Source organism: Ferrovibrio sp. (assembly GCF_002796975.1).
GTDB lineage: Bacteria > Pseudomonadota > Alphaproteobacteria > Ferrovibrionales > Ferrovibrionaceae > Ferrovibrio.
This window is the reverse complement of the sequence record NZ_PEKV01000014.1, coordinates 22,594-47,218: the sequence shown is the minus strand read 5'-3', so window position 1 is coordinate 47,218 and position 24,625 is coordinate 22,594. Positions and strand designations below refer to the sequence as shown.

The following is a 24,625-nucleotide window of genomic DNA, read 5'->3' as shown; positions in this document are numbered from 1 at the left end:
ATGGCCCGCAAAAGCCAGGACAGATCCGTGCAGACGCCGTTCGGCAGCACCCCGTCGCTGCCCGTCAATCCGCAGACCGGGCAACCCCGCGCCGCCGACAAAATCCGGCGCACGGCGCGTGAGCTGTTCTATGCCGAGGGCATCCGCGCCGTGGGGGTCGATGAGATCGTCACCAGGGCCGGCGTCACCAAGCCGAGCCTGTATCGCAGCTTCCCCTCCAAGGACGAGCTGGCGGCGGCCTATCTGCGCGACTACGACGCCGAATTCTGGCAGCGTTTCGAAGCCCGGCTCGACAAGGCGGGGCGAGACAATCCGCGCGCCGGCCTGATGGATTTCCTGCAGAACCTCAACGACCGCGCCAGTGCGCCCGACTATCGCGGCTGCGGGCTTTCGAACACGGCCGTCGAATATCCCGACGACGCGCATCCGGCGCGCAAGGTGTCGGAAGACCACAAGCGCAAACTGCGGCTCAAGCTGGCCGAGCTGGCCGCCGATATGGGCGCCGACGATCCGAAGCAGCTCGGCGACAGCCTGATGCTGCTGATCGAGGGCGCGTTTGTGTCCGGACAGATCTTCCATGCCGGTGGCGGGCCGGCGCGCGCGCTGGTCGCGGCCGCCAAACGGCTGATCGACGCCCATCTGAAAACCTAGTCCGCCGACGCGCGCCTCCCCACCCAGGCCTCACCCGGGTCTCTCCCGGGCTGTCAGATTCCGGCAGCAGTCGCGCTCCGGTGGCCGATCAGCACTGGATTACCGGCCCGGCGCGCCCAATCTGGCAGTCTGTGAACCGGCGCAAACCGGAACCACAATCCGGCGCTGGCGTTAACTTTTGCCGGTGCCGCGACGCCCTGTTGCGGCCAGGGTTGGTTTGCGTCGCGTGACGGGGAGAGCCACCAAAATGAGCGGAACAGATCTCTTTGAGGAAATCGGCCCCGAAGACCTCAGCCAGCGCAGCGTCGCGGCAACGGAGAGCGATGTCACCGCCATCTACGACGCCGACGGCCAGCCCGAACCTTTGCGCACCGTCACCCTCGCCATGGCACCGCGCATGACGCAGACGGCCGACAGCCGGTCGGCCCGGGAGGCTTTGCTGGAAGGCTACCGCACCGTGCGGCAGGGCACCGAAAAGCTGGTCGAGCCGCTGACGCCGGAAGACCAGAACCTGCAGTCGATGGACGATGCCTCGCCGGCGAAATGGCATCGCGCCCATACCACCTGGTTCTTCGAGACCTTCCTGCTGCAGCCGCACCAGCCGACCTATTGCGTGTTCGACGAACACTTCAATTACCTGTTCAACTCCTATTACGAGGCGGTCGGCGAGCGCCATCCGCGGCCCGAACGCGGCATCCTGAGCCGTCCGACCGCCGACACCGTCACGCAGTATCGCCGCTATGTCGATGCGGCGATGGAAGAGCTGATCGCGCGCGCCGGGGATGCCGAGCTGACACAGCTGGCGCCGCTGCTGGCCCTGGGCCTGGCGCATGAGCAACAGCACCAGGAACTGATCCTCACCGACATCAAGCATGCCTTCTGGCGCAATCCGGTCTCGCTGGCCTACCAGCCGGCGCAGGGTTTCGCCCGCGACATGCCGCCGCCGCTCGATTTCGTCAGCTTCGCCGGCGGCATCGTCGAGATCGGCCACGACGGCCATGGCTTTGCCTTCGACAATGAAAGCCCGCGCCATCGCGTGCTGCTCAATCCCTATCGCATTGCCTCGCGGCCGATCGCCTGCGGCGAATATCTGCTGTTCATGGAAGACGGCGGCTACAGCCAGCCCGACCTCTGGCTCTCGGATGGCTGGGCCACCGTGCAGCGCGAGGGCTGGCAGGCGCCGCTCTACTGGACGCAAGACGCCAGGAAAGACGGCAGCTGGCAGATCTTCACGCTGAATGGCAAGCGCGCCATCGATCCGGCCGAACCGGTCTGCCATGTCAGCTTCTTCGAGGCGGCGGCTTTCGCGGCCTGGGCCGGCAAGCGGCTGCCGACCGAGGCCGAATGGGAGCATGCAGCCCAAAGCGGCCGCTGCGAGGCGCGCGGCGGTTTCCTAGATCGCGCACATCCGCATCCGCGTCCGGCAGCGACACCGCCGGGCCGGCTGCAGATGTTCGGCGAGGTCTGGGAATGGACCCGCTCGGGCTATGAGCCTTATCCGGGCTTCAAGCCGGCCGCCGGCGCAATCGGCGAATACAACGGCAAATTCATGGTCAGCCAGGTCGTGCTGCGCGGCGGCTCCTGCGTCACGCCGCCCGGCCATGTACGCGCCAGCTATCGCAATTTCTTCCCGCCGGCCGCGCGCTGGCAGTTTTCCGGTATCCGTCTCGCGGAGGATGCATGAACACCGTCGTTTCCCTGCGGCGCGAGGAGCGCCCCAGCCATCGTCCCACCGACTTCAGCCGCGATGTGCAGGCCGGCCTGAGCGCCGCCATCAAGACGCTGCCGGCAAAATATTTCTATGACCGGCATGGCTCGGAACTGTTCGAGCAGATCTGCCGCCTGCCGGAATATTACCCGACCCGGACCGAGAAGAAGATCCTGCGCAACCATGCGCGCGAGATCGCCGCCATCATCGGCCCCGATGTGGAAGTGGTGGAATTCGGCGCCGGCGCCGCCGAGAAGGTGCGGCTGCTGCTTGATGCGCTCGACCGCCCGGCCGGTTATCTGCCGATCGACATTTCCGGCCCGCATCTGTCGGCGGCCGTCGCCCCGCTGCGGCGAAGCTACCCCGATATCGCCATCCGCGTGGTGGCCGGCGACTTCACGCAGCAATTACCTTTACCTGCGCCGCTGCCGCAGGCGCGCGCCCGCGTCGGTTTCTTCCCGGGCTCGACCATCGGCAATTTCACCCCGGATGAAGCGCAGGACTTCCTGCGCAATGCGGCTGCCATGCTGCGCAGCGGAGGAGGCGCCGGGGCCGGCCTGCTGATCGGCGTCGACATGGTGAAGGATCCCGCCATCCTGCACGCCGCCTACAACGATGCCGCCGGCGTGACGGCGGCCTTCAACCTCAACCTGCTGCAGCGGATCAATCGCGACCTGAACGGCGATTTCGATCTCGATGCCTTCGATCACTATGCTTTCTACAACCCGGGACAGCAGCGGATCGAAATGCACCTGGTCAGCCGGGTCGCGCAGACCGCGCAGGTCTGCGACCAGCGCTACGACTTTGCCGCCGGTGAATCGATCCACACCGAGAATTCCTGCAAATACACGCCGGCGCGCTTCCGCATGCTGGCGGAAAAGGCCGGTTTCCGGCCAGCGGCGATGTGGACCGACGAGGACAGCCTGTTCAGCCTGCACTGGCTCGCGCTGCCGCAGGCATGAGCGGCAGGCCTGTAAGCAGCACTTCTGATTCTGGTTTCCGATTCAAAACGTAATCGGAAAGTAATGCGCGGGCGGCGGCGGGACCGACTAGGGTCTCGCCGTGCTCATGACCCCGCCATTCCTCACCTTCTCCGACCTGCCCCGCGTTTTCGATGGCGGCTGGCGCGTCGTCCGCGCCGCCGAACGCGGCAACGACTGGCACCCCCAGGTCCGCGAGCTGATGTATTACTGGATGCGCAAGTGCAATGCCGACGGGCATCTGCCGACGCGCCAGGACATCGACCGTATCGAACTCTCCGAGCTGCTGCCGCATATGTGGATGCTGGATGTCACGCGCAATCCCTGGCGCTTCCGCTACCGCATGGCCGGCAGCGAATTCGCGGCGTCGACCGGCCGCACCATCGGCAACGACTGGTATGACGAATTGCGGCCGCTCGCCTGGGCTGCCAATCGCACCCGCCTGATCACCACCGTGCGCGACGGCATGCCGACCTGGCGCCGCGGCGCCATGCCGGTGGAAGACGATGCCTTCGAGTTCAACGGCTGGAGCGAGGTCGAGAACCTGATGCTGCCGCTGGCCAACGACGGCATCAACGTCGACACCATTCTGGGCATCAGCCTGCCCTATCGTCCCATCGATCTGTGGGAAGCCGCGCCGCTTGCCGCTCAATAGGGGCGCGGCGCAGTAACAACGTCAGTTCTCCGGTTGCCGGGGGTGGCAAACCGAGGCCGGCATCGCATCCTGAGGCAGCTCGATGCGATGCCGGCCCGGTACCAGCCCTTCAAGCTGCGCCGGCCGTCCCCGCTGCCGATGAACCTTCCCCGCGATTGCGTGCCTTCAGGCCGCCGATAAAACTGCTGAACGCCGGGCGCAAAGCCTGGAACAGCGGGTCGTCCTTGCGCTTCAGCATCGCTTCGGAAAACAGCTTCAGCCCGATACCGATGGCAGCAGCCTCGTCGTCTGCGTAATGCCCGCTGGCGCGGATGCGCTGCACGATGCTGATGATCTCGTCATGGTTCACCGCCTCGAACACCAGTTCGGGCTGTTTCTCCATGCCGTCGCGCGGCGTGCCGAGATGTTCGACGGTGACGCGATAACGATGGCCGCGCATATGGTGCCCTTTCCAGGCAATGTCGCTGATGGTGGCAGTTCCCATGAGCCCCCCGAACGTAATTACTGCCCGCGGATGTCTTTCGCGGCCTTCACCAGGATATCGATGATGCGGCGCTGTTCCTCGGGCGAGGCGTCGTCCGCGTCGTGCAGCACGGCGCGCAGGTGCCGGCGCGCTGCCTTCATCGAGGAAGACGGATCGGCGTCGTGCCGTGTGACATCGCCTTCGTCCTCGGCCGGGAGTTCGTCGCCGCTGCGGAAGAAGCGCTTCGCTTTGGCGATGCGTGCGCCGATCTTGGCCAGCTGCGCCATCATGGTGTCGGCATGCACGCGGTGTTCGGCCAGATAATCGCGGCCAGCCGCAGTCAGGCTGTAGAGCTTCTTGCTGCCCTCGGCCGAGACGCTGGCATGGCCGATCTCTTCCAGATAGGTCAGCGCCGGATAGATCACGCCGGGGCTCGGCGCGTAGAAGCCCGAGGTATGCTGCTCCAGCGCCTTGATGATCTCGTAGCCATGGCGCGGGCCCTCTTCCAGCAGCAGCAGGATCAGCAGCTGCAGATCGCCCGCCGAGACCACGCGGCTGGCGCGGAAGCCATGCCCACCCAGGCCGTCTTCGCCGGAGCTGAACAGCGCGGCAGCAAGACGGCCGCGGAAATGCCGGCGCCCGCCATTACGACCTATGCAGCGATGATCGCGCAAGGCTTTGAGAATATGGGGAAATTCCAGATGTTCACTCATGTCTGATACTCACGTCATTACGTCAGACCCGTCGTCTGACATATCGTAAGATATACTTTGCGATACCTGAGTCAAGCGGTTTTCCACAGGGCTGGCCAGTGCGCAGGGGCTTGATGGGATACGGGAAGGCTGGTGCCCGCTGCCGGACTCGAACCGGCACGGCCTTGCGGCCTCGGGATTTTAAGTCCCGTGCGTCTACCAATTCCGCCAAGCGGGCAGGCGGGTTCTGTCTACGCGCCGGGCAGGCGAGGCGTCAATTGTCTGGCGGCACTGCACCACTGGCGGCACGGGCGCAGGCCCGACAAGATGACGCGATGTCCTCCCCCGATTCAGTGATCGCCGCCTTCCGCGACCAGGCCGACTACTGCCGCACGCTCGGCTCGCCATTCACCGGTGCGCTGCTCGATCTCGCCGCCGAACGGCTGAAAGCGAATGCCGCATGGTCGGCGCCGCTGCTGGCCTGGCCCGGCAATCCGCGTGCCGATGCGCTGGCGCTGCGGCTGGCCGGCGCGCTGCATCGCGCCGTGTTCGATGGCGATACGCAGCTTGCTGCCTGTTACACGGCCGAAGAGATTACAGCCGCCGATCTCGATGCCGCGCTCGCGCGTCATGCCGCTTTGCTCGCGCAGTATCTGCAAAGCCCGCCGCAGACCAACGATCCGCAGCGCTCCGCCGTGCTGCTCGGCGGCTTCCTGAAACTGGCGCAGCTCTGTCCGGGCGTGGCGCTGCAGACCTGCGAGATCGGCGCCAGCGCCGGGCTCAATCTCAGCTGGGATGCTTACGCCTATGATTTCGGCAACTGGCAGCATGGCGAACCGCAGACCGCGCCGCTGCTGCTGCGCTGCCGCTGGGGCGGCGCGCAACCGCCGACGCTGCATCCGAAAGTCATTGCGCGCGCCGGCTGCGATGTCAGTCCGCTCGATGCGCGCAGCACCACCGACCGTCAGCGGCTGCTGTCCTATATCTGGGCCGGCCAGCCCGAACGGCTGGCGCGCGTGACTCTTGCGCTCGACCATGCCGCCGGCCGCGACATCACGGTGGCGCGCCGCCATGCCGCCGACTTCGTCGCCGCGCAATTACAGCAACGGCAGAAAGATGCCGCCTTCGTGCTGTATCACTCGATCGTCTGGCAGTATGTCGCAGCCGACGAACAGCAGCGCATCACCGCAGCGATGCAGCAGGCCGGTGCGGTGGCGACGGCACAGAGCCCGGTCGCCTGGCTGCGCTTCGAGCCCGGCCGCGCCAAGGACGGCGCCGACCTGACCCTGACCGTGTGGGACGGCAGCAGCGCAGACGGCCGCGAGGCACGGCTCGGCGCCGGTGACTATCACGGCCGCTGGATGCGCTGGGAAACCGACTGAACGTTCGGTTGACAGGTCTGCTGCTGACGGTTTTGGCCGCAGATTCCGTCGCCGCCCCATCGCTTTTTTACAAACCCAGTCCTATCTTGCGCGCATGGATCCCAAGGTTTTCACCAATATTGCCCGCGCCATCGCCGATGCCTCGCTCAACGGGCATTCGGAAGGCGAAATCCTCAGCAACTTCTGCTCGAACCTGAACGAGGCCGGGATTCCGGTGAAGCGCGCCCTGCTCGGCGCCGATACGCTGCATCCGGTCCTCGCCGGCCGCATCTTCTCCTGGCATGCCGACAAGCAGGAGGTCGAACTGTTCGAATTCGGCCGCTCGGTCACCGAGGAAGGCCAGCGCAAATGGCATTCCAGCCCCTTCTACCATCTGGAAACCAGCGGCGACGACAGTTTCCGCTTCCGCATCGCCGGCCATAACGGCGGCGACTATCCCTTCCCGGTGCTGCCCGAACTGGCCGAGCAGGGTTACACGGATTATCTCGTCACCATGACGCGCTTCGGCGAGCGCGCCGTGATCGGCCAGCTCAATTCGATCTATGCTTCCTGGACGACGATGCATGGCGAGGGCTACAGCGACCAACAGCTCGACACGCTGAATGCGCTGATCCCCTTCGCCGCCGCCGCCGTGCGCTCGGCCAGTGTGCGACGCATCGCCGAGACGGTGGCCGAAACCTATCTCGGCCGCAATGCCGCGCAGCGTGTGTTGAGCGGCACCATCGGCCGCGGCCAGGCCGAGCGCATCACGGCTGCTTTATGGTTTTCCGACCTGCGCGGCTTCACCCGGCTGGTCGATACGGTGTCGCCCGAACTGATCATGCCGCTGCTGAACGATTATGCCGGTGCTGCCGTCTCGGCCATCCATGCCCATGGCGGCGAGGTGCTGAAATTCGTCGGCGACGGTGTGCTCGCCATCTTCCGCGACGACGGCAACCTGCAGAATGCCTGCATGCAGTCGATCAAGGCGCTGAAAAGCTGCCTGCGCGAGTTGCGCGAGGTGCGCAACCGCCGCGCCAATGCCGGGTTGCCGGTGACGGATATGTCCGTCGCCTTGCATGTCGGCGAAGTGCTGTACGGCAATTTCGGCGGCGAGGATCGCCTCGATTTCACCGTGGTCGGTCCCGCCGTGAACGAACTCTCCCGCATCTCCGGCCTGGCGCGTTCGGTCGACCAGCGCGCGATCTACTCGGCGGCGTTCAAACAGGCCGCCGGCGGGCTGAACGAGTATGCCATCTCGCTCGGGCGTTACGCGCTGCGCGGCGTCGAGAATCCGTCGGAGCTGTTCACGCTCGATCCGAGCGTGCTGCGGTAGGCGTTTTTTCATCGTCATCCCGGGCTTGACCCGGGATCCCATTTGTTTTTATCGCGGTGAGAAAATGGGACCCCGGCTCAAGGCCGGGTGACAAATAGAGTTGCATAAAAAAGGCCCGGTTCTGACACCGGGCCTTTTCCTGTTTCAGCTTGCGCCGGTTTTACTCGCCGGCAGGGTCCGGCTGGTGCTGGTGCGGCGTCACTTGCTTGTCCACCCGGCCATGCACGAAGGCGCGCAGCACCACGTAGAACACCGGCGTCAGGAACAGGCCGACCAGGGTCACGCCGATCATGCCGGAGAACACCGCCGTACCGAGCGCGCGGCGCATTTCCGCACCGGCGCCCGAGGAGGTCACCAGCGGCAGCACGCCGAGGATGAAGGCAAAGGCCGTCATCAGGATCGGGCGCAGGCGCAGGCGGCAGGCTTCGATCACGGCATCCGCCGGCGACTTGCCTTCGGCTTCGAGCTGGCGGGCGAATTCCACGATCAGGATCGCGTTCTTCGCTGCCAGGCCGATCAGCACGACAAGGCCGATCTGCACCAGCACGTTGTTGTCGATGCCGGCGACCCAGACGCCGAACAGGGCGAACAGCACGCTCATCGGCACGATCAGCATGATCGCCAGCGGCAGCACCCAGCTTTCATACTGCGCCGCCAGCGCCAGGAAGACGAAAACGACAGCGAGGATGAACACGTAAGTTGCCGTGTTGCCGGTCGAACGTTCCTGCAGCGCGATCTCGGTCCATTCGAAGCTCTGACCCGGCTGCAGCACCTGTTTGGCGAGGCCCTCCATGATGTTGAGCGCCTGGCCGGTCGACACGCCAGGCGCCGTGTTGCCCTGCAGCGGCACGGAGACATAGGTGTTGTAGCGCTGCAGCAGGTCCGGGCCGGCGGTTTCCTTGATTTCAACCAAAGTCCCCAGCGGAACGAGGTCGCCGGTGGCGGACCGCACTTTCAGGCGCGAGATATCCTCCTTGTTCAGGCGATACTGCTGATCGGCCTGGGCGCGCACCTGGAAGATGCGGCCGAAGGCGTTGAAGTCGTTCACATAGGCCGAGCCGAGATTGACCTGCAAAGCCTCGAACACATTCGAGATCGGCACGTTCAGCATCTGCGCCTTCACGCGGTCGATATTCAGGAACACCTGCGGCGACGAGGCCGAGAAGGTGGTGAACACGCCGGTCACGCCCGGAGTCTGCATCGCCATGCCCATCATCTGATAGGCGGCCGCGAGCAGCGGACGCACGTCGTCGCCGGTGCGGTTCTGCAGCTGCATCTTGAAGCCGCCGCCCGAGCCGATGCCGGGCACCGCCGGCGGCGGCACCGCGATGACGAAGGCTTCCTCGATGCCCTGCAGCTTGCCGATCATCTGGGCGATGATCTTGTCCGAGGTCAGGCCCTGCGGCAGGCGCTCGTGGAAGTCGGTGAAGGGCGTGAACATCACCGAGGCGTTGGTCGCGTTGGTGAAGGTGGCGCCGTTGAAGCCCGGAATGGCGACGACATGCGCCACGCCCGGCACGCCTTCCACCAGCTTGGTCGCCTTCTGCGTCACCTCGTCGGTACGGCTCAGACTTGCGCCGTCGGGCAGCTGGATGACGACGATGGCGTAACCGCGGTCGAGCGGCGGGATGAAGCCCGGCGGCACGGTGCGGAACAGGAAGAAGGTGCTGGCGACCAGCAGGCCGTAGACGCCCAGCATCAGCACGCGGCGCGTGACGATGCGGCTGACGCCCCTGGCATAGCCGTTACTCATCTTGTCGAAGCTGCCGTTGAACTTGTCGCCGGCGAATTTCAGCCAGCGAAACGGCGGGAATTTCGACTCCTGGCCATGTTCATGCTTGCGCAGCAGCACGGCGCCCAGCGCGGGCGACAATGTGAGCGAGTTGAAGGCCGAGAGGATCGTCGCCACCGAGATGGTGAGCGCGAACTGCTTGTAGAACTGGCCGGTGATGCCGGGGATGAAGGCGGTCGGGATGAACACCGCCGACAGCACCACGGCAATCGCGATCACCGCCGTGCCGACCTCGTCCATCGTCTCATGCGCCGCATCTCTGGGACTCATGCCCAGTGCGATATTGCGCTCGATGTTTTCCACCACCACGATGGCGTCGTCGACCACGATACCGATGGCCAGCACCAGGCCGAACAGGCTGAGCACATTCAGGTTGAAACCGAAGATCAGCATCACACCGAACGTACCGACCATCGAAACCGGAATGGCGAGGATCGGGATCAGCGACGCACGCCAGTTCTGCAGGAAGACCAGCACGACCAGCGCGACCAGGATGATCGCCTCGATCAGCGTCTTGTACACCTCGTTGACCGATTCCTCGATGAATTCGGTCGGGTTGTAGATGATGGTGTATTCCAGACCTTCAGGGAAATCCTGCTTCAGCTCGTCCATTCGCTTGATGACGGCCGTCGAGGTTTCCAGTGCATTGGTGCCCGGACGCTGGAATACACCCATGGCAATCGCGGTCTTGCCGTCGAGATAGCTGCGGCTGGTGTAATCCTTGGCGCCAAGCTCGACGCGGGCGACGTCGTCCAGATGCACCAGGCGGCCGTCCGGGCTGCTCTTGACGATCACCTCGCGGAACTGGCGCGCATCGGAGAAGCGGCCCTGGGTGGTGACGATGGCCTGCAGGGCCGTGTCGTCCGGCGAGGGCTGCTGGCCCAGCGAACCGCCCGAGACCTGCACGTTCTGCGCCCGCAATGCGCTGACCACATCGGCACCCGACAGGCCGTAGGCGGCCATGCGGTTGGGATCGAGCCAGATGCGGATGGCATATTCGCTGCCGCCGAACACGATCACGTTGCCGACGCCTTCCAGCCGCAGCAGCTGGTCGCGGATGCGCAGGTTCATGTAGTTGGCGATGTAAAGCTGGTCGTAGCGCTCGTCGGGCGACAGCAGATGCACGACCATGAGGAAGTCGCCGGCCTGCTTGCGGGTCTGGATGCCCTGGCGGCGCACTTCTTCCGGCAGNNGTGGAATACGACGACATGTAGAGCAGGTTCTCGATGCCGTTGATTTCCTGCTCGATCGGTGTCGCCACCGTGCGGGCCAGCGTCTCGGCATCGGCGCCGGGATAGCTGGCGGTGACGTTGATCTGCGGCGGCGCGATTTCGGGATATTCCGAAACCGGCAGCTGGAAGAAGGCGATCGCACCGAGAATCACCGTGACGATGGAGATCACGGCGGCAAAGATCGGCCGGTCGACAAAGAAATGTCCGAATTTCATGGCGCCCTCGCGGCGTAAGACTGAATGGGGCTTCGGATTACTTGGCGGGCGGCTGCTGGCCGCCACCGGGCGCGGCCGGCTTCGGCAGCGACATCAGGCCGCCCCAGACCTTGGGCAGCTCGACCGGCATCGGCGTCACCTTGCCGCCGCCCAGCCGCACGCGCTGCAGGCCGTTGATCACCACGGTCTCGTCGCCCTTCAGGCCTTCGCGCACGATGCGGTAGTTGTCGGTGCGCGAGCCGGTGCGGACCGGGCGCTGCTGCACCGCGCCGCCGTCGCCCACCACATAGACATAGCGGCGGTCGAGATCGGTCAGGATGGCTTCGTCGGGCACCATCACGGCCTGGTATTCCGGGCTGCCCGGCACCGCGATGCGACCGAACAGGCCCGGCGTCAGGAACTGGTCCTTGTTGTCGAACACGGCGCGCAGCCGCATCGTGCCGGTGGCGCTGTCGACGCGGTTATCGGTGAAGTCGAGCACGCCCTCATGCGTGAAGGTCTTCTCGTCGGTCAGCATGACCGACACCTTCAGGCCGCGGCCGTTGCTGCCGCCGCTGCTGCTGTTGCCGCCCTTCTTGGCGATACGCTGGTAAGCCAGATACGACCGCTCGTCGATGTCGAAATAGAAATGCACCGGATCGAGCTGCACGATGGTGGTCAGCAGCGTCTCGTTCTCGCGCACCAGGTTGCCTTCGGTGACCAGCTTGCGCGAGATGCGGCCCGAGATCGGCGCGCGCACTTCGGTGAAGCTGAGATTGAGCCGCGCGGTCTCGGCGGCGGCGCGGGCGCCGACAATGCCGGACTGTGCCGACAGGAAAGCCTGCCGCCGCTGGTCCAGAGTGGCCGCCGCGGCGGCGCCGGTCTGGGTCAGTTTCTGGTAGCGCTCGAATTCCAGCTTGGCGAGGTCGAATTCGGTCTGGCGGGTGTTCAGCAAGGCCTGCGCCTGGTTATAGGCGGCCTGGTAGGTGCGGCGGTCGATGGTGAACAGCAGGTCGCCGGCATTCACGGTGGCGCCGTCCTGGAAATGCACGGTCTCCAGATAGCCGCTGGCGCGGGGGCGCACTTCCACGAAGGCGGCGGCATCGAAGCGGCCGGTATATTCGTCCATCTCGACGATGGTACGCAGCACCGGTTTGGCCACCGTGACCGGCGGCGGACCCTGCGGGCCGCCCTGGGCCCAGGCAGTAGGAGCCAGCGAGCCGACACTCATCAGGGCGGCGGCAGCCAGCGCGCCGTTACGGAACTGACGGAAAGACATTGGGAGACCCCCACTTATTTTTTGCATGCGCGAAGAATTATGCGGCTATCGTACGAACGACAAGCGCATCCTGTGTGACCAATGGCACGAAACACTGCCGCAACGGTATCTTAGGGATACTTCGGACGTGCGGGCATGGCCCGTTGGTTTGGCCGGTCTCATACCATCGGGTGTATGAGCACGCAAAAGGAACATTGTTACAGGACAATGCTCTCCTGACAGTACCTGTCAGGATAGGAAGGGTTTCAGGACCACCAGCAGGACGATGCCGATCATCAGCACAGTCGGAACTTCATTCGCGTAGCGGTAAAAACGCTGGCTGCGGGTGTTGCGGTCGTTTTCAAAGTCACGCTGCCAGGCCACCAGCTTGCCATGCACCGCCTGCATCACCAGCACCAGGGTGATCTTGGCCCAGAACCAGGGCTGATCCCAGTGATGGCCGAGCCAGACCATCAGGCCGCCGAAGATCCAGGCCGCCATCATCGCCGGGTTGATGATCGCCTTGAGCAGCCGGCGCTCCATCAGTTTGAAGGTCTCGGATTGGCTGGATCCGGTCTCGGCGTCTGCGTGATAGACGAACAGCCGCGGCAGATACAGCATCCCCGCCATCCAGGCGATGATCGAGACGATGTGAAAAGCCTTCAGCCAGTCGTAGAGCATGGCCACTGTTTAAGCCTGTCGTACCAGACCGGCAAGCCCGGCGATGAACGCGGGCTGCACACCGACGGTGGGAATGCGGATATAGGCGGCGGCGCCGTTATGCTGCGCCAGTTCGGCATATTCGATATCGAGTTCGACCAGCGTTTCGGAATGCTCCGACACAAACGCAATCGGTACGACAACAATCGCGCGTTTCTCCAGTGCGGCGCGCGTGATTTCCGCATCCGTCGCCGGCCCGATCCATTCCAGCGGCCCGACACGGCTCTGGTAGCAGATTCCGCTGTCCAGCTCGGGACGGTCCAGCAGTTTCAGCACGGCAGCAACACTGGCCTCGACCTGCTTCTGATAAGGATCCCCGGCATCGACGATCTTTTTCGGCAGGCCATGCGCAGAGAAGAGAATCCGCACACCCGTTCCTGCTTCTGCGCCTTTCGACTCCGCTTCGGCCAGACGTTCGCGCAGCAATTCGGTCTGCGCCGCGATGAAACCCGGATCGGTTTCATACTGCACGATTTCACTGGTCGGCACGTTCAGGCCCGCCGCTGCAGCCGCACGATGCCAGTCTTTGAATGAAGACGCTGTCGTCGTGGTGGAGAATTGCGGATAGAGCGGCAGCAGCACGATACGCTGCGCACCCCAGTCCTTCACGGCTTTTGCAGTCTGATCCGAAAACGGATGCCAGTAGCGCATGGCGATGAAGACGCGGTAGCCGTCACCCAGTACATCCTCCAGCGCACGCGCCTGCGCTTCCGTCTGCGGCAGGATCGGCGAGCGGCCGCCCATCTTCGCATAGATCTCCTGCGCCACCGGGGCGCGGCGTGTAGAGATCAGTTTCGCCAGCAGCCAGCGGAACGGATGGGGCAGCCGGATGATCGCCGGATCGCTGAACAGGTTGAACAGGAATGGCTGCACGGCCGCGAGGCTGTCCGGTCCACCGAGATTGAAAAGGATGACTGCAGTCTTTTTCATGGTTCTAAGACTTAAGGCCGTAACGATGTCCAGGCGAGGTGTGCCTGCCGATGTTTCGCACTTTTTGAGACAAAAATACGCCGTAATCGTTTCAGAGGATCACCGCATCCGGAAAAATTCCGGGAGAAGGAATACTCCATGTCCGCCATCGCCACTCTCCGCATCGCCACTGCTGCCCTGGCGCTTACCATTGCCGCCGGCAGCCTCGCCACTGCCCTCCCGGCCTGGGCCGATCCGCCAGGCGGCCATAAGGAGAAAGGCAACGGACATGGTCAGAAGGGTGGCAAGGGCCGCGGTGGTTCCAGCGGCGGTGGCGACACCAATATCTCGATCAATTTCAGTTTCAACGACAGCGACCGCATGGTGATCCGCGATTATTATGGCGGCCCGATGCCGCGCGGCTGCCCGCCGGGTCTGGCCAAGAAGGGCAATGGCTGCATGCCGCCGGGCCAGGCGAAGAAATGGATGATGGGCCATCCGCTGCCGCGCGACGTCGTCTTCTACGACCTGCCGCCCGAGTTGAGCATCCGCCTGAGCGCGCCGCCGTCAGGCTATAAGTACGTGCGCGTCGCCGGCGATATCCTGATGATTGCGGCCGGCACCGGCATGGTCGCCGCCGCCATCGAGGATCTGGCACGGATGTAGCGGATCAGGCCGGGGATATCAGGCCAGCGCTTCGGAGCCCTTCACCAGCCGCACCAGTTCCTCGACATGGCGGATCGGCGTTTCCGGCACGATGCCATGACCGAGGTTGAAAATGAAATTGCGGCCCTTGAAGGTGGACATCAGGCGATGCACACCTTCCGCCATCGCCGAGCCACCAACCACGAGCAGACGCGGATCGAGATTGCCCTGCACGACGTGCTTGCTCCACAGATGGTCCTTCGACCAGCCGAGCGGCATCGTGTAATCCAGCCCGAGTGCATCGGCACCGGTGGCCGCAGCATAACCCTCGTACATTGTGCCGGCGCCGCGCGGGAAGGCGATCACCGGCAGGGTCGGGTATTTGGCTTTCAGTGTGGCGATGATCCGTCGCACCGGCTCGATGCAGAAGCGACGGAATTCCTGTTCGGGCAGCACGCCGGCCCAGGTATCGAACAGCTGCACCACCTCGGCGCCGGCCTGCACCTGTTTGTCCAGATAGGCCACCGTGGCCTCGATCAGGATTTCCATCAGCGTGTTGAGGCCGATGGGATTGCCGAAGGCCCAGGTCTTGGCGGCGGGATAGTCCTTCGAGCCCTTGCCCTCCAGCATGTAGGTCGCCACCGTCCAGGGCGCGCCGGCAAAGCCGATCATGGTGCAACTGGGGGGCAGCTCTGCCTTGATGCGTCCGACGGCCTCGTAGACCGGTCCCAGCGTCTTGTGGATGCCATTGGGGTTCAGACGGGTCAGTTCGCCGGCCGTGCGGATCGGATCCAGCACCGGGCCTTCGTTTTCACGGAATTCCAGATGCTGGCCCAGCGCCTGGCAGATCAGCAGGATATCGGCGAACAGGATGGCGGCATCAAAGCCGAAACGCCGGATCGGCTGCAGGGTGACTTCCGCGGCACGTTCCGGGTCGTAGCAAAGCTGCAGGAAGCTGCCGGCCTCGAACCGGGTCTGGCGGTATTCAGGCAGGTACCGACCGGCCTGGCGCATCAGCCAGAGCGGCGGACGTGCACTCGGCAGACCGGCCAGGGTTCGCAGTAACGGTTTGGTCGGCTGCTTTGTCAGTTGCCCCATGAGAGGGGCCGGAGGAACAGGGCTCATGGCCTTATTCCTCTTCTATTTTAATTTAAATTAAAAGAGATAGTGGTTGAGGTTGTGCGGTGAGTGGCGGGGATAACTGGCCATTCAGGGCTGGTCCCGGATTCTGTCCCGAACACATCCTGGCCGGCCGGATCGGACCCGGTCGGGGGATAAGCGCGTCAGAACCACGATGGAAAGCCGCCGGTTCCGCAATGGGAATTGTGGGGATAACGGGGATGGGTAAGCATTATGGCGGAAATGCAGTTCCTCCCCGCTTTCCACAGGGGCGTCACAAAATCGATCCCATTGGGACTGGCCGGTTGCATGGAATCGAGCTTCCGGGCATGAAATTGATCGGATTGGGGAAAACCCCCCGCTTATACCCTTTATCCCCATGATTCACTCGCGCTCCCTGGTGCCCCGCTGATGCCGAAAACCGTCCGGCCGCATATCCATCTGGTCTCCGACGCCACCGGCGAAACGCTGAAATCGGTGGCCAAGGCAGCCCTGGTGCAGTTCCAGAAATCGCAGGAAGAGGTCGAGACCCATACCTGGGCGCTGGTGCGCAAGCCGCTGCAAATGGAGCGCGTGGTCGAGGCCATCGCCGCCATGGGCGGCCTGGTGCTGTTCACCATTGTTGACCAGGAGTTGCGCGAGATCCTGGTCAAGGGCTGCGCCAAGGCCAAACTGCCGATTGTGCCCGTGCTCGATCCGGTGATCATGGCGTTTGGCAAATATCTTGGTGAGAAAGCGATCAACCTGCCCGGCCGCCAGCATGAAATGGATGCGGAATATTTCCACCGCATCGATGCCATGCATTTCACCATCGCGCATGACGATGGCCAGCATCTCGAAGACCTCGACAAGGCCGATATCGTGCTGGTCGGCGTGTCGCGCACCTCCAAGACGCCGACCTCGATCTATCTGGCCAACCGCGGGCTCAAGACGGCGAATGTGCCGATCGTGCCGGGCCTGATCATTCCGCCCGAAATCGAGGCGCTGAAAAATCCACTGGTGGTCGGACTGACGGCTTCGCCCGACCGTCTGGTCTCGATCCGGCGCAGCCGCCTGATCTCGATGAACCAGAATACCGAAACCGCTTATGTCGACGATGAACGCGTGAAGGAAGAACTGATGATCGCACGCAAGCTCTGCGCCAAGCATAACTGGCCGATCATCGATGTGACGCGCCGCTCGATCGAGGAAACCGCCGCGGCGATTCTGAATCTGCACAATCGCCGCGAGGAGCAGCGCAGGCAGCAGGATCTCGGCTTCGACGAGTCGCAGGCATGAGTCTGATCCTTGCTTCCGCCAGCGCCTCGCGTGCGGCCATGCTGCGCGGCGCCGGCCTCGACTTCGATGTCAAACCTGCGCGCGTCGATGAAGAGGAAATCAAGCTGTCGCTGAAAAGCGATGGCGCCAGCCTGCGCGATACCGCCATCGCGGTGGCCGAGTTGAAGGCGCATCGCATCAGTTCGGCAGAGCCGACGGATTTTATCGTCGCGGCGGATTCCATGGTCGCCTGCGATGGCCGCTGGTACGACAAGCCGGCAGACATGAACAGCGCGCGCGAGCATCTGCTGTCCCTGCGCGGCAAGACGCATGAGCTGGTCAGTGCGGTGGTGGTGGCGCGTGGCGGCAGCGTGATCTGGCGTCATGCCGAGAGCGCAAAGCTGACCATGCGCAATTTCAGCGACGGCTTCCTCGATGCCTATCTGGCGCAGGCCGGCGAAGCCGTGCTGTCCTGCGTCGGCTGCTACCAGCTCGAAGGCCTCGGCGCGCAGCTGTTCAGCCGCATCCAGGGCGACCACTTCACCATCCTCGGCCTGCCGCTGCTGCCGCTGCTGGATATCCTGCGCGAGAACAAGGTGCTCCGTTCATGATCCCGGGCGCATGACGGCCTTCGATACCGAAGACGACATCCTGCCGCGCGCCGGCGTGATCGGCTGGCCGGTCGATCATTCGCGCTCGCCGAAACTGCACGGCTTCTGGCTGGCGCAATACGGCCTCAGCGGCCGTTACGACAAACTGCCGGTGCCGCCGGAAGATGTCGGCGCCTTCCTGGAGGCGCTGCCGAAGGAACCCGGCTTTCGTGGCGTGAATGTCACCCTGCCCAACAAGGTGGCCGTGCTGCCCTATCTGGCCGAAATCGACCCGGTGGCGAAGCGGATCGGCGCGGTGAACACCATTGTTGTGCGCGAGGATGGCAGCCTGCATGGCAGCAACACCGATGCCTTCGGTTTCCTCGCCTCGCTGCGGGCCGACGCGCCGAAGATCTGGCGGGCGGCGAACGGCCCGGCCGTGGTGGTTGGCGCCGGCGGCGCCTCGCGGGCGATCATCGTGGCCCTGCTGGATGCCGGCACCCCCGAGCTGCGCCTGACCAACCGCAGCCGCGACAAGGCCGAGGCGCTGGCCGCCGAATTCGGCAGCCGCCTGCAGGTCGTCGACTGGGAGGAGCGCGCCGCTTCGCTGGCCGGAACCAACCTGCTGGTCAACACCACCAGTCTCGGCATGGGCGGCCAGCCGCCGCTCGACCTGCCGCTGGACGATCTGCCGGTCACGGCGCTGGTCAACGACATCGTCTACACCCCGCTGGAAACCGGCCTGCTGGCAGCGGCCCGGGCGCGCGGCAATCCGGTGGTGGACGGGCTGGGCATGCTGCTGCACCAGGGCCGGCCGGGCTTCGAGGCCTGGTTCGGCGTCGCCCCGGAGGTGACGATGGAGCTGCGGGCCGCGGTCCTCGCTTGACCGGGTTAGCTAACTTAGCTAAGCTAATCTTCGCAGATTAGCTAAGCTAAGTGCTAAGCCAATGAAAATTCAGGTTAATATTCACGAAGCCAAAACCACCCTCTCCAAGCTGATCGAAGCAGCGGAGCGGGGCGAAAACGTGGTAATTTCGCGCGCAGGGAAGCCAGCGGTGGTGCTGGTTCCGGTGGCACAGGCCGACAAGCCGAAACGTCAATTCGGCTTCCTGAAGGGCCAGATACAATTCGCGCCGGACTATGATCAGGCCGATGCCGAGATCGAGCGCGACTTTGCCAACAGCCGCATATTCCCTGACGGTGATGTGTGAGACTGCTGCTGGACACCAACGCCTTCCTGTGGGCGCTGGACGATACGGGGCGCCTGACCNNGGCATCAAGGTGGCCACAGGCAAGCTGACGTCCAAACTTGACTGGGAAGACTATCTGCCCCGGATGGGCGCAACATTATTGCCGATACAGATGGAGCATGCACGCGAGGTCTCGCGGCTACCGCATCTGCACCGCGATCCATTCGACCGCATGCTCGTCGCGCAGGCGCGGGTCGAAAACCTGATCCTGGTGACCGGCGACAGGCATCTCGCCGAATACGATGTCGCGGTGTTGCCGGCATGACGGGGGGCCGCATGAAAAGGATCGGCCTCACCGGCTCCATCGGCATGGGCAAGACCACGGTGGCGAAGATGTTCGCCGCACGTGGCATTCCCGTCTTCGATGCCGATGCCGGCGTGCACCAGCTCTATGCCAAGGGCGGCGCCGCGGTCGCACCGGTGGGCGCGGCCTTCCCGGGTGTCGTGAAGGACGGCGCGGTGGATCGCGCGGCCTTGTCGGCGGCGGTGGTCGGTAAACCGGCCGAGATCAAAAAACTCGAAAGCATCGTGCATCCGCTGGTGGCGAAACTGCGCGAGGATTTCCTCCATGACAACGAGGCCGCGGGTGCCGACATGGTGGTGCTGGAAATCCAGATGCTGCTGGAAGGCAGCAGCGCGAAGCAGCTCGATGCCATCGTGGTGGTCAGCGCGCCCGAAGCGATGCAGCGCGACCGCGCGCTGGCGCGGCCCGGCATGACCGAAGCGAAACTCGCCGGGATTCTGTCCAACCAGATGCCGGATGCGGAAAAACGCGCACGCGCCGATTACGTTATCGACACCGGCGTGAGCCCGGCCGAAACCGAGGCGCAGGTGGTGACATTGATCGAAACCCTGCGGAAAGCCTGACCATGCGCGAAATCGTGCTCGATACCGAAACCACCGGTTTCAAGGCCAATGAAGGCGACCGCCTGGTCGAGATCGGCTGCATCGAGCTGGTCAACCATATTCCCACCGGCCGGCATTACCACGTCTACATCAATCCCGAACGCGCCATGCCGGAAGACGCCTTCAAGGTGCATGGTCTGTCGGACGAGTTCCTGAAGGACAAACCGCTGTTTGCCGCGGTGGCGCAGGACTTCTGCGACTTCATCGGCGAGGATCCGCTGGTGATCCATAATGCGCAGTTCGATATCGGCTTCCTGAATGCCGAACTGGCGCGGCTGACGGGTTTCCCGCATGTCGCCATGGAACGCGCCATCGACACGGTGCGGCTGGCGCGGCAGAAATTCCCCGGCGCGCAGGTCAGCCTCGACGCGCTGTGCAAACGCTTCAACATCGACAATTCCGCCCGTGTGAAACATGGCGCGCTGCTCGACGCCGAACTGCTGGCCGAGGTCTATCTCGAACTGATCGGCGGCCGGCAGCAGGGCCTCGGCCTTGCCGGCCTTGATGTCGGCGATACCGTCCTGGCGGCGCAGGCGCCGCGCGGCCCGGCCCGGCCGGTGCGACCGCATGCGGCGAGCCCCGAGGAACTTGCCGCCCATGCCGCCTTCGTCGCCAAGCTGAAAGATCCGCTCTGGCTCAAGACGGAATAATGCCCCCGTTGTACGGATAACTTTCCAGTAACCTTACCGCTTGGCAATTTTTCACCGGAAAAGAGCGAAACTAGGCTGCATCGCCATGAACCACGCCGTCTCCCCCTGAGGCCCCGGTCGAACTCGCCATGCGCCGCACCGTCTTCTTCTGCGTCGTCTATATCGGCGCGATCATGCTGCCGCTCATCGGCCTCAATCACTATGTCTACACCGCGCTGCGCCACGCCGCGATCACGGAAGAAACCGGCGATCTTGAGCGCCAGGGCGAAATCCGCACTCAGGAAATCGAAAACTCTCTGCTGAGCGTGCAGTTCGCGCTCGAGAAGATCGAACTGCTCTGGGCGGCAGATGGCAGCAACCCGGCGCAGATGCATCAGCATCTGAAGCGGCTGGAGGAACAGCTGCCCTATGTGCGTGCACTCGGCGTGGTCGACGGCGCGGGCATCGGCATCTTCTCCTCGCGCTCACATCCGATCCGCCCCTACAGCGCGGCCGGGCAGGCGACATTCGTGCAACTGCGCGATTCCAGCGAGCGCTTCCTGTTCAGCGGCCCCAGCAAGAATCTGGTTGATGGCAACTGGCAGCTCACCATGAGCATGGCGGTGCGTTATCCCGATGGCACCCTGAAGGGCGTAATCGGTGCAAGCATCGATCCGCAGAGCTATGCCAGGGCCTTCGAAAGCGCCGTGACAACGGGCGATTACGTCACGCTGCTGAGCAGGGATTTCACTCTGATCGCGCGTTATCCCTGGCGCGAGGAGGAAGTCGGCAACCGCCGCCAGGTCGAGGCCTACGATGCTTTCGTCGCCAGCGGCCATAGTGCCCATAGCGGCGTCTATGCCAATCCCTTCACCGGCGAGCAGCGTATCGTTGCGGTGCGCCGCATGTTCGGCGACCGGCTGGTGCTGTCCACCTCGCGCTCGCTGGAACATGGCATCGCCAACTGGCGCTCGCTTGCCACCATCATCAGCGTGATCTCCCTGCTGGTCATGCTCAGCGGCATCGTCGCGCTCGCCGTCGGCCTGCGGGTGCTGGCCGACCGCGAAGCCCGCGCCCGCATGCTGGCGGCGCTGAATACCGACCTGCAGGACCAGACCGCACGTGCGGAAAAGCTCGCCACGGTGAAAAGTGAATTCCTCGCCACCATGAGCCATGAGATCCGCACGCCGATGAACGGCGTACTTGGCATGGCCCAGGCGCTGGAAAACATGCCGCTGGATGCCACCACGCGCGACTATGTCGGCGTAATCCGCGAATCGGCGGAGAGCCTGCTCGGCATCATCAACGACATTCTCGACTATTCGCGGCTCGAAGCCGGCAAGATGAAGGTGGCGCCGAGCGCGATCCGTCTGAGCACCCTGCTGGATACGATGTCAGCGCTGTTCTCCTCGGCCTGTGCGCAGAAAAAACTGTCCCTGCGTGTCGAAATCGATCCGGCAGCACCCGTAGGTATCGAGACCGATCCGGTGCGCCTGCGCCAGATTCTGGTCAATCTGGTCGGCAATGCGGTCAAGTTCACCACACAGGGCCATATCGTGCTGCGCGCGAAGCCGACGACGCTGGCGGGCAACGTCGCCGGCATCCGCTTCGAGATCGAAGATACCGGTCCGGGCATTTCGCTGGCGGCGCAGAACACCATCTTCGAGCGTTTTTCGCAGGAAGACGCTTCCACTTCGCGGCGCTTTGGCGGCACCGGCCTTGGTCTCGCCATCTGCCGCCGGCTCTGTTATCTGCTTGGCGGCGAGATCGGCTGCGACAGCCGGCAGGGCAAGGGCTCGCTGTTCTGGTTCCAGATTCCGGCCGAACTGGCGGAACAGGAAGAGCCGCAGCTGCAGCTGGTGCCGGCCAATACCGACTATCGCATCAAGCGGCCGCGCGTGCTCTGCGTCGATGACAACCATATCAACCGCCGCATCGTCGAAACCCTGCTGAAGCCGCTCTGCGAAAAACTGGTGCTGGTCGGCAGCGGCGCGGCTGCGGTGCAGGCGGCAGAGCAGCAGGACTTCGATGTCGTGCTGCTCGACATTCATATGCCGGAGATGGACGGTATCGAAACGCATTACCGGCTGCGTAGCCTGCCGCGCGGCGGCCAGCAGCGCATCATCGCGCTGACCGCGGATGTGGTGCCGGAAGCGCTGGCGCGTTACGAGGTGGCTGGCTTCGATGCCATCCTTGCCAAGCCGATCGAGATGGACAAGCTGCTGGCCACCATCGGCCTGGCTGCGCCCCAGAAGGCATAGGCAGGGGCTTGATCAGGGCTCATCCAGGTCGCTGAAGCAGAATACCGTATCGACATTCTCGCCATCGCCCGACAGCGGCATCAGCACGGTGCCGTTGCCGCGCACGCTGCGCTGGTTCAGCGAACTGCCGTCCGGCGCCGGTCCGGGCAGTGGGTTGTACACGTAAACCACTGTCTTCTTCTCGATGACGATACGGTAGTTCAGGATCACGTTGTCGCCCGGCAGTCCCTGATGGGCGCCGAGATAATTGTCGTGTACCGGCTGTCCGGTCGGATCGCGGCCGCGCAGCGCCACCTGCGCCGTGCCGACCAGGCGATAGCGCAGCCATGGCGGTTCGCGCAGCACTTCGGTCAGCACGATCCCGGGCAGCAGGTCGCGCGGAATGCTCAACGGGTCGATGTCGCGCCGTGCCGGCATCGCGCGCGTGCCGCGTTTTTCATCCCAGTATTCGTAGATGCGGCGCACGCGCGGCGAACACCGGTCCAGGAAGCCCGGCCCGAGAACACGCGGATGCGTCGATGCGCGGATCGCATCGTCGAGCGAGGCCAAGGAGGATTGCTGGGTCTGCTCCGGTTCGGTCATGCGCGCGCAGAGTGCCGCCGCAGGACGGCGATCGCAAGGCAGACAGCCAGACTAGGGCGCTTCCAGCTCGGTGTAGCAGAAGACCATGTCGACAGTGGTGCCGTCGCTCGACAGCGGCATCAGCAGCGAGCAGTTCGCCCGCAGGGCCAGCTGCCGCAGCGAACTGCCGTCGGGCATCATGCCGGTCACCGGATTGTAGGTATAGACCGGCACGCGCCGCTCGATGACGATGCGGTAGTTCAGCATCGTCTCGTCGGGCTTGGTGCCCAGATGCACACCCATATAGTTGCCCGCCACCGGCTGTCCGGTCGGATCGCGCCCGCGCAGCGTCACCTGCGCGGTGCCGACCAGGCGGTAGCGCAGCCAGGGCGGCTCGCGCAGCACTTCGGTCAGCAGGATGCCGGGCAGCAGGTCGCGCGGAATGCTCAACGGGTCGATGTCGTGCCGGCCGGGCAGCGGCCGATCGCCGCGGCGGCTGTTCCAGTAGTCCCAGATACGGCGGATCGGCGGCGAACAGCGATCCAGAAACTCCGTTCCCAGCAAGCGCGGATAGGACGACGCCTGAATAAGGTCGTCGAGCGACGTTTCCACCCTGCCTCCGCTTCACCTGCCCCTGTTCCGCGCAGCTTGCCGGTGCGCCCTGGCGAGAGCAAGAAAAAAGCCGGGCGTGAAGCCCGGCTTTGTCAGAGACGCGTCCGAGATGCAGATCAGGCAGTCCCCGCCTGGCCCTCGGCTTCCTTGCTGCGCTGGTACTGCTGCAGGAAATCGATCGGATCCAGCATCAGTGGCGGCATGCCGCCATCGCGGGTCGCATCTGCCACGATGCGGCGGGCAAACGGGAAGAGCAGGCGCGGCGCTTCGACCAGCAGCAGCGGCTCGACATGCTCGGCGGGAATATTGGCGAGCGTGAACAGGCCGGCATAATGCAGGTCGATCACGAAGGCGACCTCCTCGCCATGCTTGGCTTCGCACAAGATGCGCAGTGTCACTTCGAATAGGCTGTCGTTCACGCGCTCGGCCGAGGTGCCGACATTCACCGAAATCTGCGGCGCGCCCTGCATGCTGAAGGTGCGCGGCGCCATCGGATGCTCGAATGAAAGATCCTTGGTGTATTGCGCGTTCAGGCCGAAATGCGGCGCGGCATTCTGGTCGGCATTGGGGTCGAAACCCGGCGGCGGATTGGCAGTGTCGGTCATGGCCGGTTGTATCTTTCCGTCTGATACAGCCTGCCGACGGCAGACTGTGGATCGCGTGAGGGCGGGCTGTCCCTAGCATGCTTTGGCGGAGATCGACAAGGCGGCGGGCCCCGAATGCACTCCACCTTGCATCGCAGTGCGCGCGCGAATACGACGCAGTACCGCTTGTAATGCCATGATTTGCCCTTATTTCCGCAGCATAGCACTGCTTCCGGTGCCGGCATGCTGGACCGCCCCGG

General features: G+C 64.2%; 24 protein-coding genes, 1 tRNA gene and 1 pseudogene. 15 read left to right on the top strand and 11 right to left on the bottom strand.

The window, feature by feature from the left end; translation table 11 throughout:
* The first annotated feature begins 27 nt into the window (after positions 1 to 27).
* The 4 genes from CTR53_RS16610 to CTR53_RS16595 all read left to right on the top strand — a co-directional run bounded on the left by CTR53_RS16610 (position 28) and on the right by CTR53_RS16595 (position 3,994).
* Complete coding sequence (locus tag CTR53_RS16610; protein WP_290815916.1) at positions 28 to 651, top strand: TetR/AcrR family transcriptional regulator; 624 nt, start codon at positions 28 to 30, stop codon at positions 649 to 651.
* Between the two features lie 247 nt (positions 652 to 898).
* Positions 899 to 2,335 (top strand): ergothioneine biosynthesis protein EgtB, encoded by a 1,437-nt coding sequence (egtB, locus tag CTR53_RS16605; RefSeq protein ID WP_290815913.1) that lies wholly within the window; start codon positions 899 to 901, stop codon positions 2,333 to 2,335.
* Positions 2,332 to 3,321: an L-histidine N(alpha)-methyltransferase gene (gene egtD, locus CTR53_RS16600; RefSeq protein WP_290815910.1), complete on the top strand. Its 990-nt coding sequence runs from the start codon at positions 2,332 to 2,334 to the stop codon at positions 3,319 to 3,321. Before egtB ends, egtD begins: the two co-directional genes overlap by 4 nt.
* A gap of 106 nt (positions 3,322 to 3,427) precedes the next feature.
* On the top strand, positions 3,428 to 3,994 hold the full coding sequence (locus CTR53_RS16595; RefSeq protein WP_290815907.1) for a PAS domain-containing protein: 567 nt from the start codon (positions 3,428 to 3,430) through the stop codon (positions 3,992 to 3,994).
* Between the two features lie 109 nt (positions 3,995 to 4,103).
* Here CTR53_RS16595 and CTR53_RS16590 read toward each other — a convergent pair whose 3' ends face one another.
* The 3 genes from CTR53_RS16590 to CTR53_RS16580 form a co-directional block, all read right to left on the bottom strand.
* A complete protein-coding gene (locus CTR53_RS16590) occupies positions 4,104 to 4,478 on the bottom strand; it encodes a DUF3861 domain-containing protein (protein ID WP_290815904.1) in 375 nt (124 codons plus the stop codon).
* A 17-nt stretch (positions 4,479 to 4,495) separates the two neighbouring features.
* Positions 4,496 to 5,170, bottom strand: a complete 675-nt coding sequence (locus CTR53_RS16585; RefSeq protein WP_290815901.1) for a PadR family transcriptional regulator — start codon at positions 5,168 to 5,170, stop codon at positions 4,496 to 4,498.
* Positions 5,171 to 5,300: 130 nt separating this feature from the next.
* Positions 5,301 to 5,387, bottom strand: a tRNA-Leu gene (locus CTR53_RS16580).
* 97 nt (positions 5,388 to 5,484) lie between these two features.
* Here CTR53_RS16580 and CTR53_RS16575 point away from each other — a divergent pair.
* Together CTR53_RS16575 and CTR53_RS16570 are read left to right on the top strand one after the other, a co-directional pair.
* Positions 5,485 to 6,531: a DUF2332 family protein gene (locus CTR53_RS16575; protein WP_290815898.1), complete on the top strand. Its 1,047-nt coding sequence runs from the start codon at positions 5,485 to 5,487 to the stop codon at positions 6,529 to 6,531.
* A gap of 94 nt (positions 6,532 to 6,625) precedes the next feature.
* Positions 6,626 to 7,846, top strand: a complete 1,221-nt coding sequence (locus tag CTR53_RS16570; RefSeq protein ID WP_290815895.1) for an adenylate/guanylate cyclase domain-containing protein — start codon at positions 6,626 to 6,628, stop codon at positions 7,844 to 7,846.
* A 160-nt stretch (positions 7,847 to 8,006) separates the two neighbouring features.
* Here CTR53_RS16570 and CTR53_RS16565 read toward each other — a convergent pair.
* From CTR53_RS16565 to hemH, 4 genes and pseudogenes are all read right to left on the bottom strand, one after another.
* Positions 8,007 to 11,085, bottom strand: a pseudogene (locus CTR53_RS16565) (efflux RND transporter permease subunit).
* A gap of 37 nt (positions 11,086 to 11,122) precedes the next feature.
* The gene (locus CTR53_RS16560) at positions 11,123 to 12,343 is read right to left on the bottom strand and encodes an efflux RND transporter periplasmic adaptor subunit (RefSeq protein WP_290815893.1); all 1,221 of its coding nucleotides are present in this window, start codon (positions 12,341 to 12,343) and stop codon (positions 11,123 to 11,125) included.
* A gap of 228 nt (positions 12,344 to 12,571) precedes the next feature.
* Positions 12,572 to 13,003: a protoporphyrinogen oxidase HemJ gene (gene hemJ, locus CTR53_RS16555; protein ID WP_290816162.1), complete on the bottom strand. Its 432-nt coding sequence runs from the start codon at positions 13,001 to 13,003 to the stop codon at positions 12,572 to 12,574.
* Positions 13,004 to 13,012: 9 nt separating this feature from the next.
* Complete coding sequence (gene hemH / locus CTR53_RS16550) at positions 13,013 to 13,972, bottom strand: ferrochelatase (protein ID WP_290815890.1); 960 nt, start codon at positions 13,970 to 13,972, stop codon at positions 13,013 to 13,015.
* A 138-nt stretch (positions 13,973 to 14,110) separates the two neighbouring features.
* On the opposite strand from hemH, the gene CTR53_RS16545 reads away from it, so the two are divergent.
* On the top strand, positions 14,111 to 14,617 hold the full coding sequence (locus CTR53_RS16545; protein ID WP_290815887.1) for an RcnB family protein: 507 nt from the start codon (positions 14,111 to 14,113) through the stop codon (positions 14,615 to 14,617).
* Between the two features lie 18 nt (positions 14,618 to 14,635).
* Here CTR53_RS16545 and hemE read toward each other — a convergent pair whose 3' ends face one another.
* Positions 14,636 to 15,721: a uroporphyrinogen decarboxylase gene (gene hemE, locus CTR53_RS16540; RefSeq protein ID WP_290815865.1), complete on the bottom strand. Its 1,086-nt coding sequence runs from the start codon at positions 15,719 to 15,721 to the stop codon at positions 14,636 to 14,638.
* A 405-nt stretch (positions 15,722 to 16,126) separates the two neighbouring features.
* Here hemE and CTR53_RS16535 point away from each other — a divergent pair, with 405 nt between their 5' ends.
* The 8 genes from CTR53_RS16535 (at position 16,127) to CTR53_RS16500 (ending at position 22,608) form a co-directional block, all read left to right on the top strand.
* Positions 16,127 to 16,993 (top strand): pyruvate, water dikinase regulatory protein, encoded by an 867-nt coding sequence (locus CTR53_RS16535; protein ID WP_290815862.1) that lies wholly within the window; start codon positions 16,127 to 16,129, stop codon positions 16,991 to 16,993.
* The gene (locus CTR53_RS16530) at positions 16,990 to 17,583 is read left to right on the top strand and encodes a Maf family protein (RefSeq protein WP_290815859.1); all 594 of its coding nucleotides are present in this window, start codon (positions 16,990 to 16,992) and stop codon (positions 17,581 to 17,583) included. Before CTR53_RS16535 ends, CTR53_RS16530 begins: the two co-directional genes overlap by 4 nt.
* A gap of 10 nt (positions 17,584 to 17,593) precedes the next feature.
* Positions 17,594 to 18,448: a shikimate dehydrogenase gene (locus CTR53_RS16525; protein ID WP_290815856.1), complete on the top strand. Its 855-nt coding sequence runs from the start codon at positions 17,594 to 17,596 to the stop codon at positions 18,446 to 18,448.
* A 61-nt stretch (positions 18,449 to 18,509) separates the two neighbouring features.
* Positions 18,510 to 18,773: a type II toxin-antitoxin system Phd/YefM family antitoxin gene (locus CTR53_RS16520; RefSeq protein ID WP_290815853.1), complete on the top strand. Its 264-nt coding sequence runs from the start codon at positions 18,510 to 18,512 to the stop codon at positions 18,771 to 18,773.
* 70 nt (positions 18,774 to 18,843) lie between these two features.
* Positions 18,844 to 19,077 (top strand): type II toxin-antitoxin system VapC family toxin, encoded by a 234-nt coding sequence (locus CTR53_RS16515; RefSeq protein WP_367158992.1) that lies wholly within the window; start codon positions 18,844 to 18,846, stop codon positions 19,075 to 19,077.
* An 11-nt stretch (positions 19,078 to 19,088) separates the two neighbouring features.
* Positions 19,089 to 19,679, top strand: a complete 591-nt coding sequence (gene coaE, locus CTR53_RS16510; protein ID WP_290815845.1) for a dephospho-CoA kinase — start codon at positions 19,089 to 19,091, stop codon at positions 19,677 to 19,679.
* 2 nt (positions 19,680 to 19,681) lie between these two features.
* Entirely contained in the window at positions 19,682 to 20,368 is a 687-nt protein-coding gene (gene dnaQ, locus CTR53_RS16505) for a DNA polymerase III subunit epsilon (RefSeq protein ID WP_290815842.1), read from the top strand.
* Between the two features lie 128 nt (positions 20,369 to 20,496).
* Positions 20,497 to 22,608, top strand: coding sequence for a hybrid sensor histidine kinase/response regulator (locus CTR53_RS16500; RefSeq protein ID WP_290815839.1), 2,112 nt, complete (start codon positions 20,497 to 20,499; stop codon positions 22,606 to 22,608).
* Positions 22,609 to 22,620: 12 nt separating this feature from the next.
* On the opposite strand, the gene CTR53_RS16495 is transcribed toward CTR53_RS16500, so the two are convergent.
* From CTR53_RS16495 to secB, 3 genes are all read right to left on the bottom strand, one after another.
* Positions 22,621 to 23,190, bottom strand: coding sequence for a PAS domain-containing protein (locus CTR53_RS16495; protein ID WP_290815836.1), 570 nt, complete (start codon positions 23,188 to 23,190; stop codon positions 22,621 to 22,623).
* Positions 23,191 to 23,241: 51 nt separating this feature from the next.
* Positions 23,242 to 23,781, bottom strand: a complete 540-nt coding sequence (locus CTR53_RS16490; protein ID WP_290815834.1) for a PAS domain-containing protein — start codon at positions 23,779 to 23,781, stop codon at positions 23,242 to 23,244.
* A 116-nt stretch (positions 23,782 to 23,897) separates the two neighbouring features.
* Positions 23,898 to 24,386 carry a protein-export chaperone SecB gene (gene secB, locus CTR53_RS16485; RefSeq protein ID WP_290815831.1) on the bottom strand — a complete coding sequence of 163 codons (489 nt, stop codon included), beginning with the start codon at positions 24,384 to 24,386 and terminating at the stop codon, positions 23,898 to 23,900.
* Positions 24,387 to 24,625: the final 239 nt, after the last annotated feature.

Excerpts from the sequence above, each read along its gene's own strand:
- hemH (WP_290815890.1), bottom strand. The coding sequence starts at position 13,972 with ATGAAAAAGACTGCAGTCATCCTTTTCAATCTCGGTGGACCGGACAGC.
- coaE (WP_290815845.1), top strand. The coding sequence starts at position 19,089 with ATGAAAAGGATCGGCCTCACCGGCTCCATCGGCATGGGCAAGACCACG.
- CTR53_RS16595 (WP_290815907.1), top strand. The coding sequence starts at position 3,428 with ATGACCCCGCCATTCCTCACCTTCTCCGACCTGCCCCGCGTTTTCGAT.
- CTR53_RS16495 (WP_290815836.1), bottom strand. The coding sequence starts at position 23,190 with ATGACCGAACCGGAGCAGACCCAGCAATCCTCCTTGGCCTCGCTCGAC.
- egtB (WP_290815913.1), top strand. The coding sequence starts at position 899 with ATGAGCGGAACAGATCTCTTTGAGGAAATCGGCCCCGAAGACCTCAGC.
- CTR53_RS16535 (WP_290815862.1), top strand. The coding sequence starts at position 16,127 with ATGCCGAAAACCGTCCGGCCGCATATCCATCTGGTCTCCGACGCCACC.
- CTR53_RS16585 (WP_290815901.1), bottom strand. The coding sequence starts at position 5,170 with ATGAGTGAACATCTGGAATTTCCCCATATTCTCAAAGCCTTGCGCGAT.
- secB (WP_290815831.1), bottom strand. The coding sequence starts at position 24,386 with ATGACCGACACTGCCAATCCGCCGCCGGGTTTCGACCCCAATGCCGAC.
- CTR53_RS16590 (WP_290815904.1), bottom strand. The coding sequence starts at position 4,478 with ATGGGAACTGCCACCATCAGCGACATTGCCTGGAAAGGGCACCATATG.
- CTR53_RS16530 (WP_290815859.1), top strand. The coding sequence starts at position 16,990 with ATGAGTCTGATCCTTGCTTCCGCCAGCGCCTCGCGTGCGGCCATGCTG.
- CTR53_RS16500 (WP_290815839.1), top strand. The coding sequence starts at position 20,497 with ATGCGCCGCACCGTCTTCTTCTGCGTCGTCTATATCGGCGCGATCATG.
- CTR53_RS16560 (WP_290815893.1), bottom strand. The coding sequence starts at position 12,343 with ATGTCTTTCCGTCAGTTCCGTAACGGCGCGCTGGCTGCCGCCGCCCTG.
- hemJ (WP_290816162.1), bottom strand. The coding sequence starts at position 13,003 with ATGCTCTACGACTGGCTGAAGGCTTTTCACATCGTCTCGATCATCGCC.
- CTR53_RS16520 (WP_290815853.1), top strand. The coding sequence starts at position 18,510 with ATGAAAATTCAGGTTAATATTCACGAAGCCAAAACCACCCTCTCCAAG.
- CTR53_RS16570 (WP_290815895.1), top strand. The coding sequence starts at position 6,626 with ATGGATCCCAAGGTTTTCACCAATATTGCCCGCGCCATCGCCGATGCC.
- hemE (WP_290815865.1), bottom strand. The coding sequence starts at position 15,721 with ATGAGCCCTGTTCCTCCGGCCCCTCTCATGGGGCAACTGACAAAGCAG.
- CTR53_RS16525 (WP_290815856.1), top strand. The coding sequence starts at position 17,594 with ATGACGGCCTTCGATACCGAAGACGACATCCTGCCGCGCGCCGGCGTG.
- dnaQ (WP_290815842.1), top strand. The coding sequence starts at position 19,682 with ATGCGCGAAATCGTGCTCGATACCGAAACCACCGGTTTCAAGGCCAAT.
- egtD (WP_290815910.1), top strand. The coding sequence starts at position 2,332 with ATGAACACCGTCGTTTCCCTGCGGCGCGAGGAGCGCCCCAGCCATCGT.
- CTR53_RS16545 (WP_290815887.1), top strand. The coding sequence starts at position 14,111 with ATGTCCGCCATCGCCACTCTCCGCATCGCCACTGCTGCCCTGGCGCTT.
- CTR53_RS16575 (WP_290815898.1), top strand. The coding sequence starts at position 5,485 with ATGTCCTCCCCCGATTCAGTGATCGCCGCCTTCCGCGACCAGGCCGAC.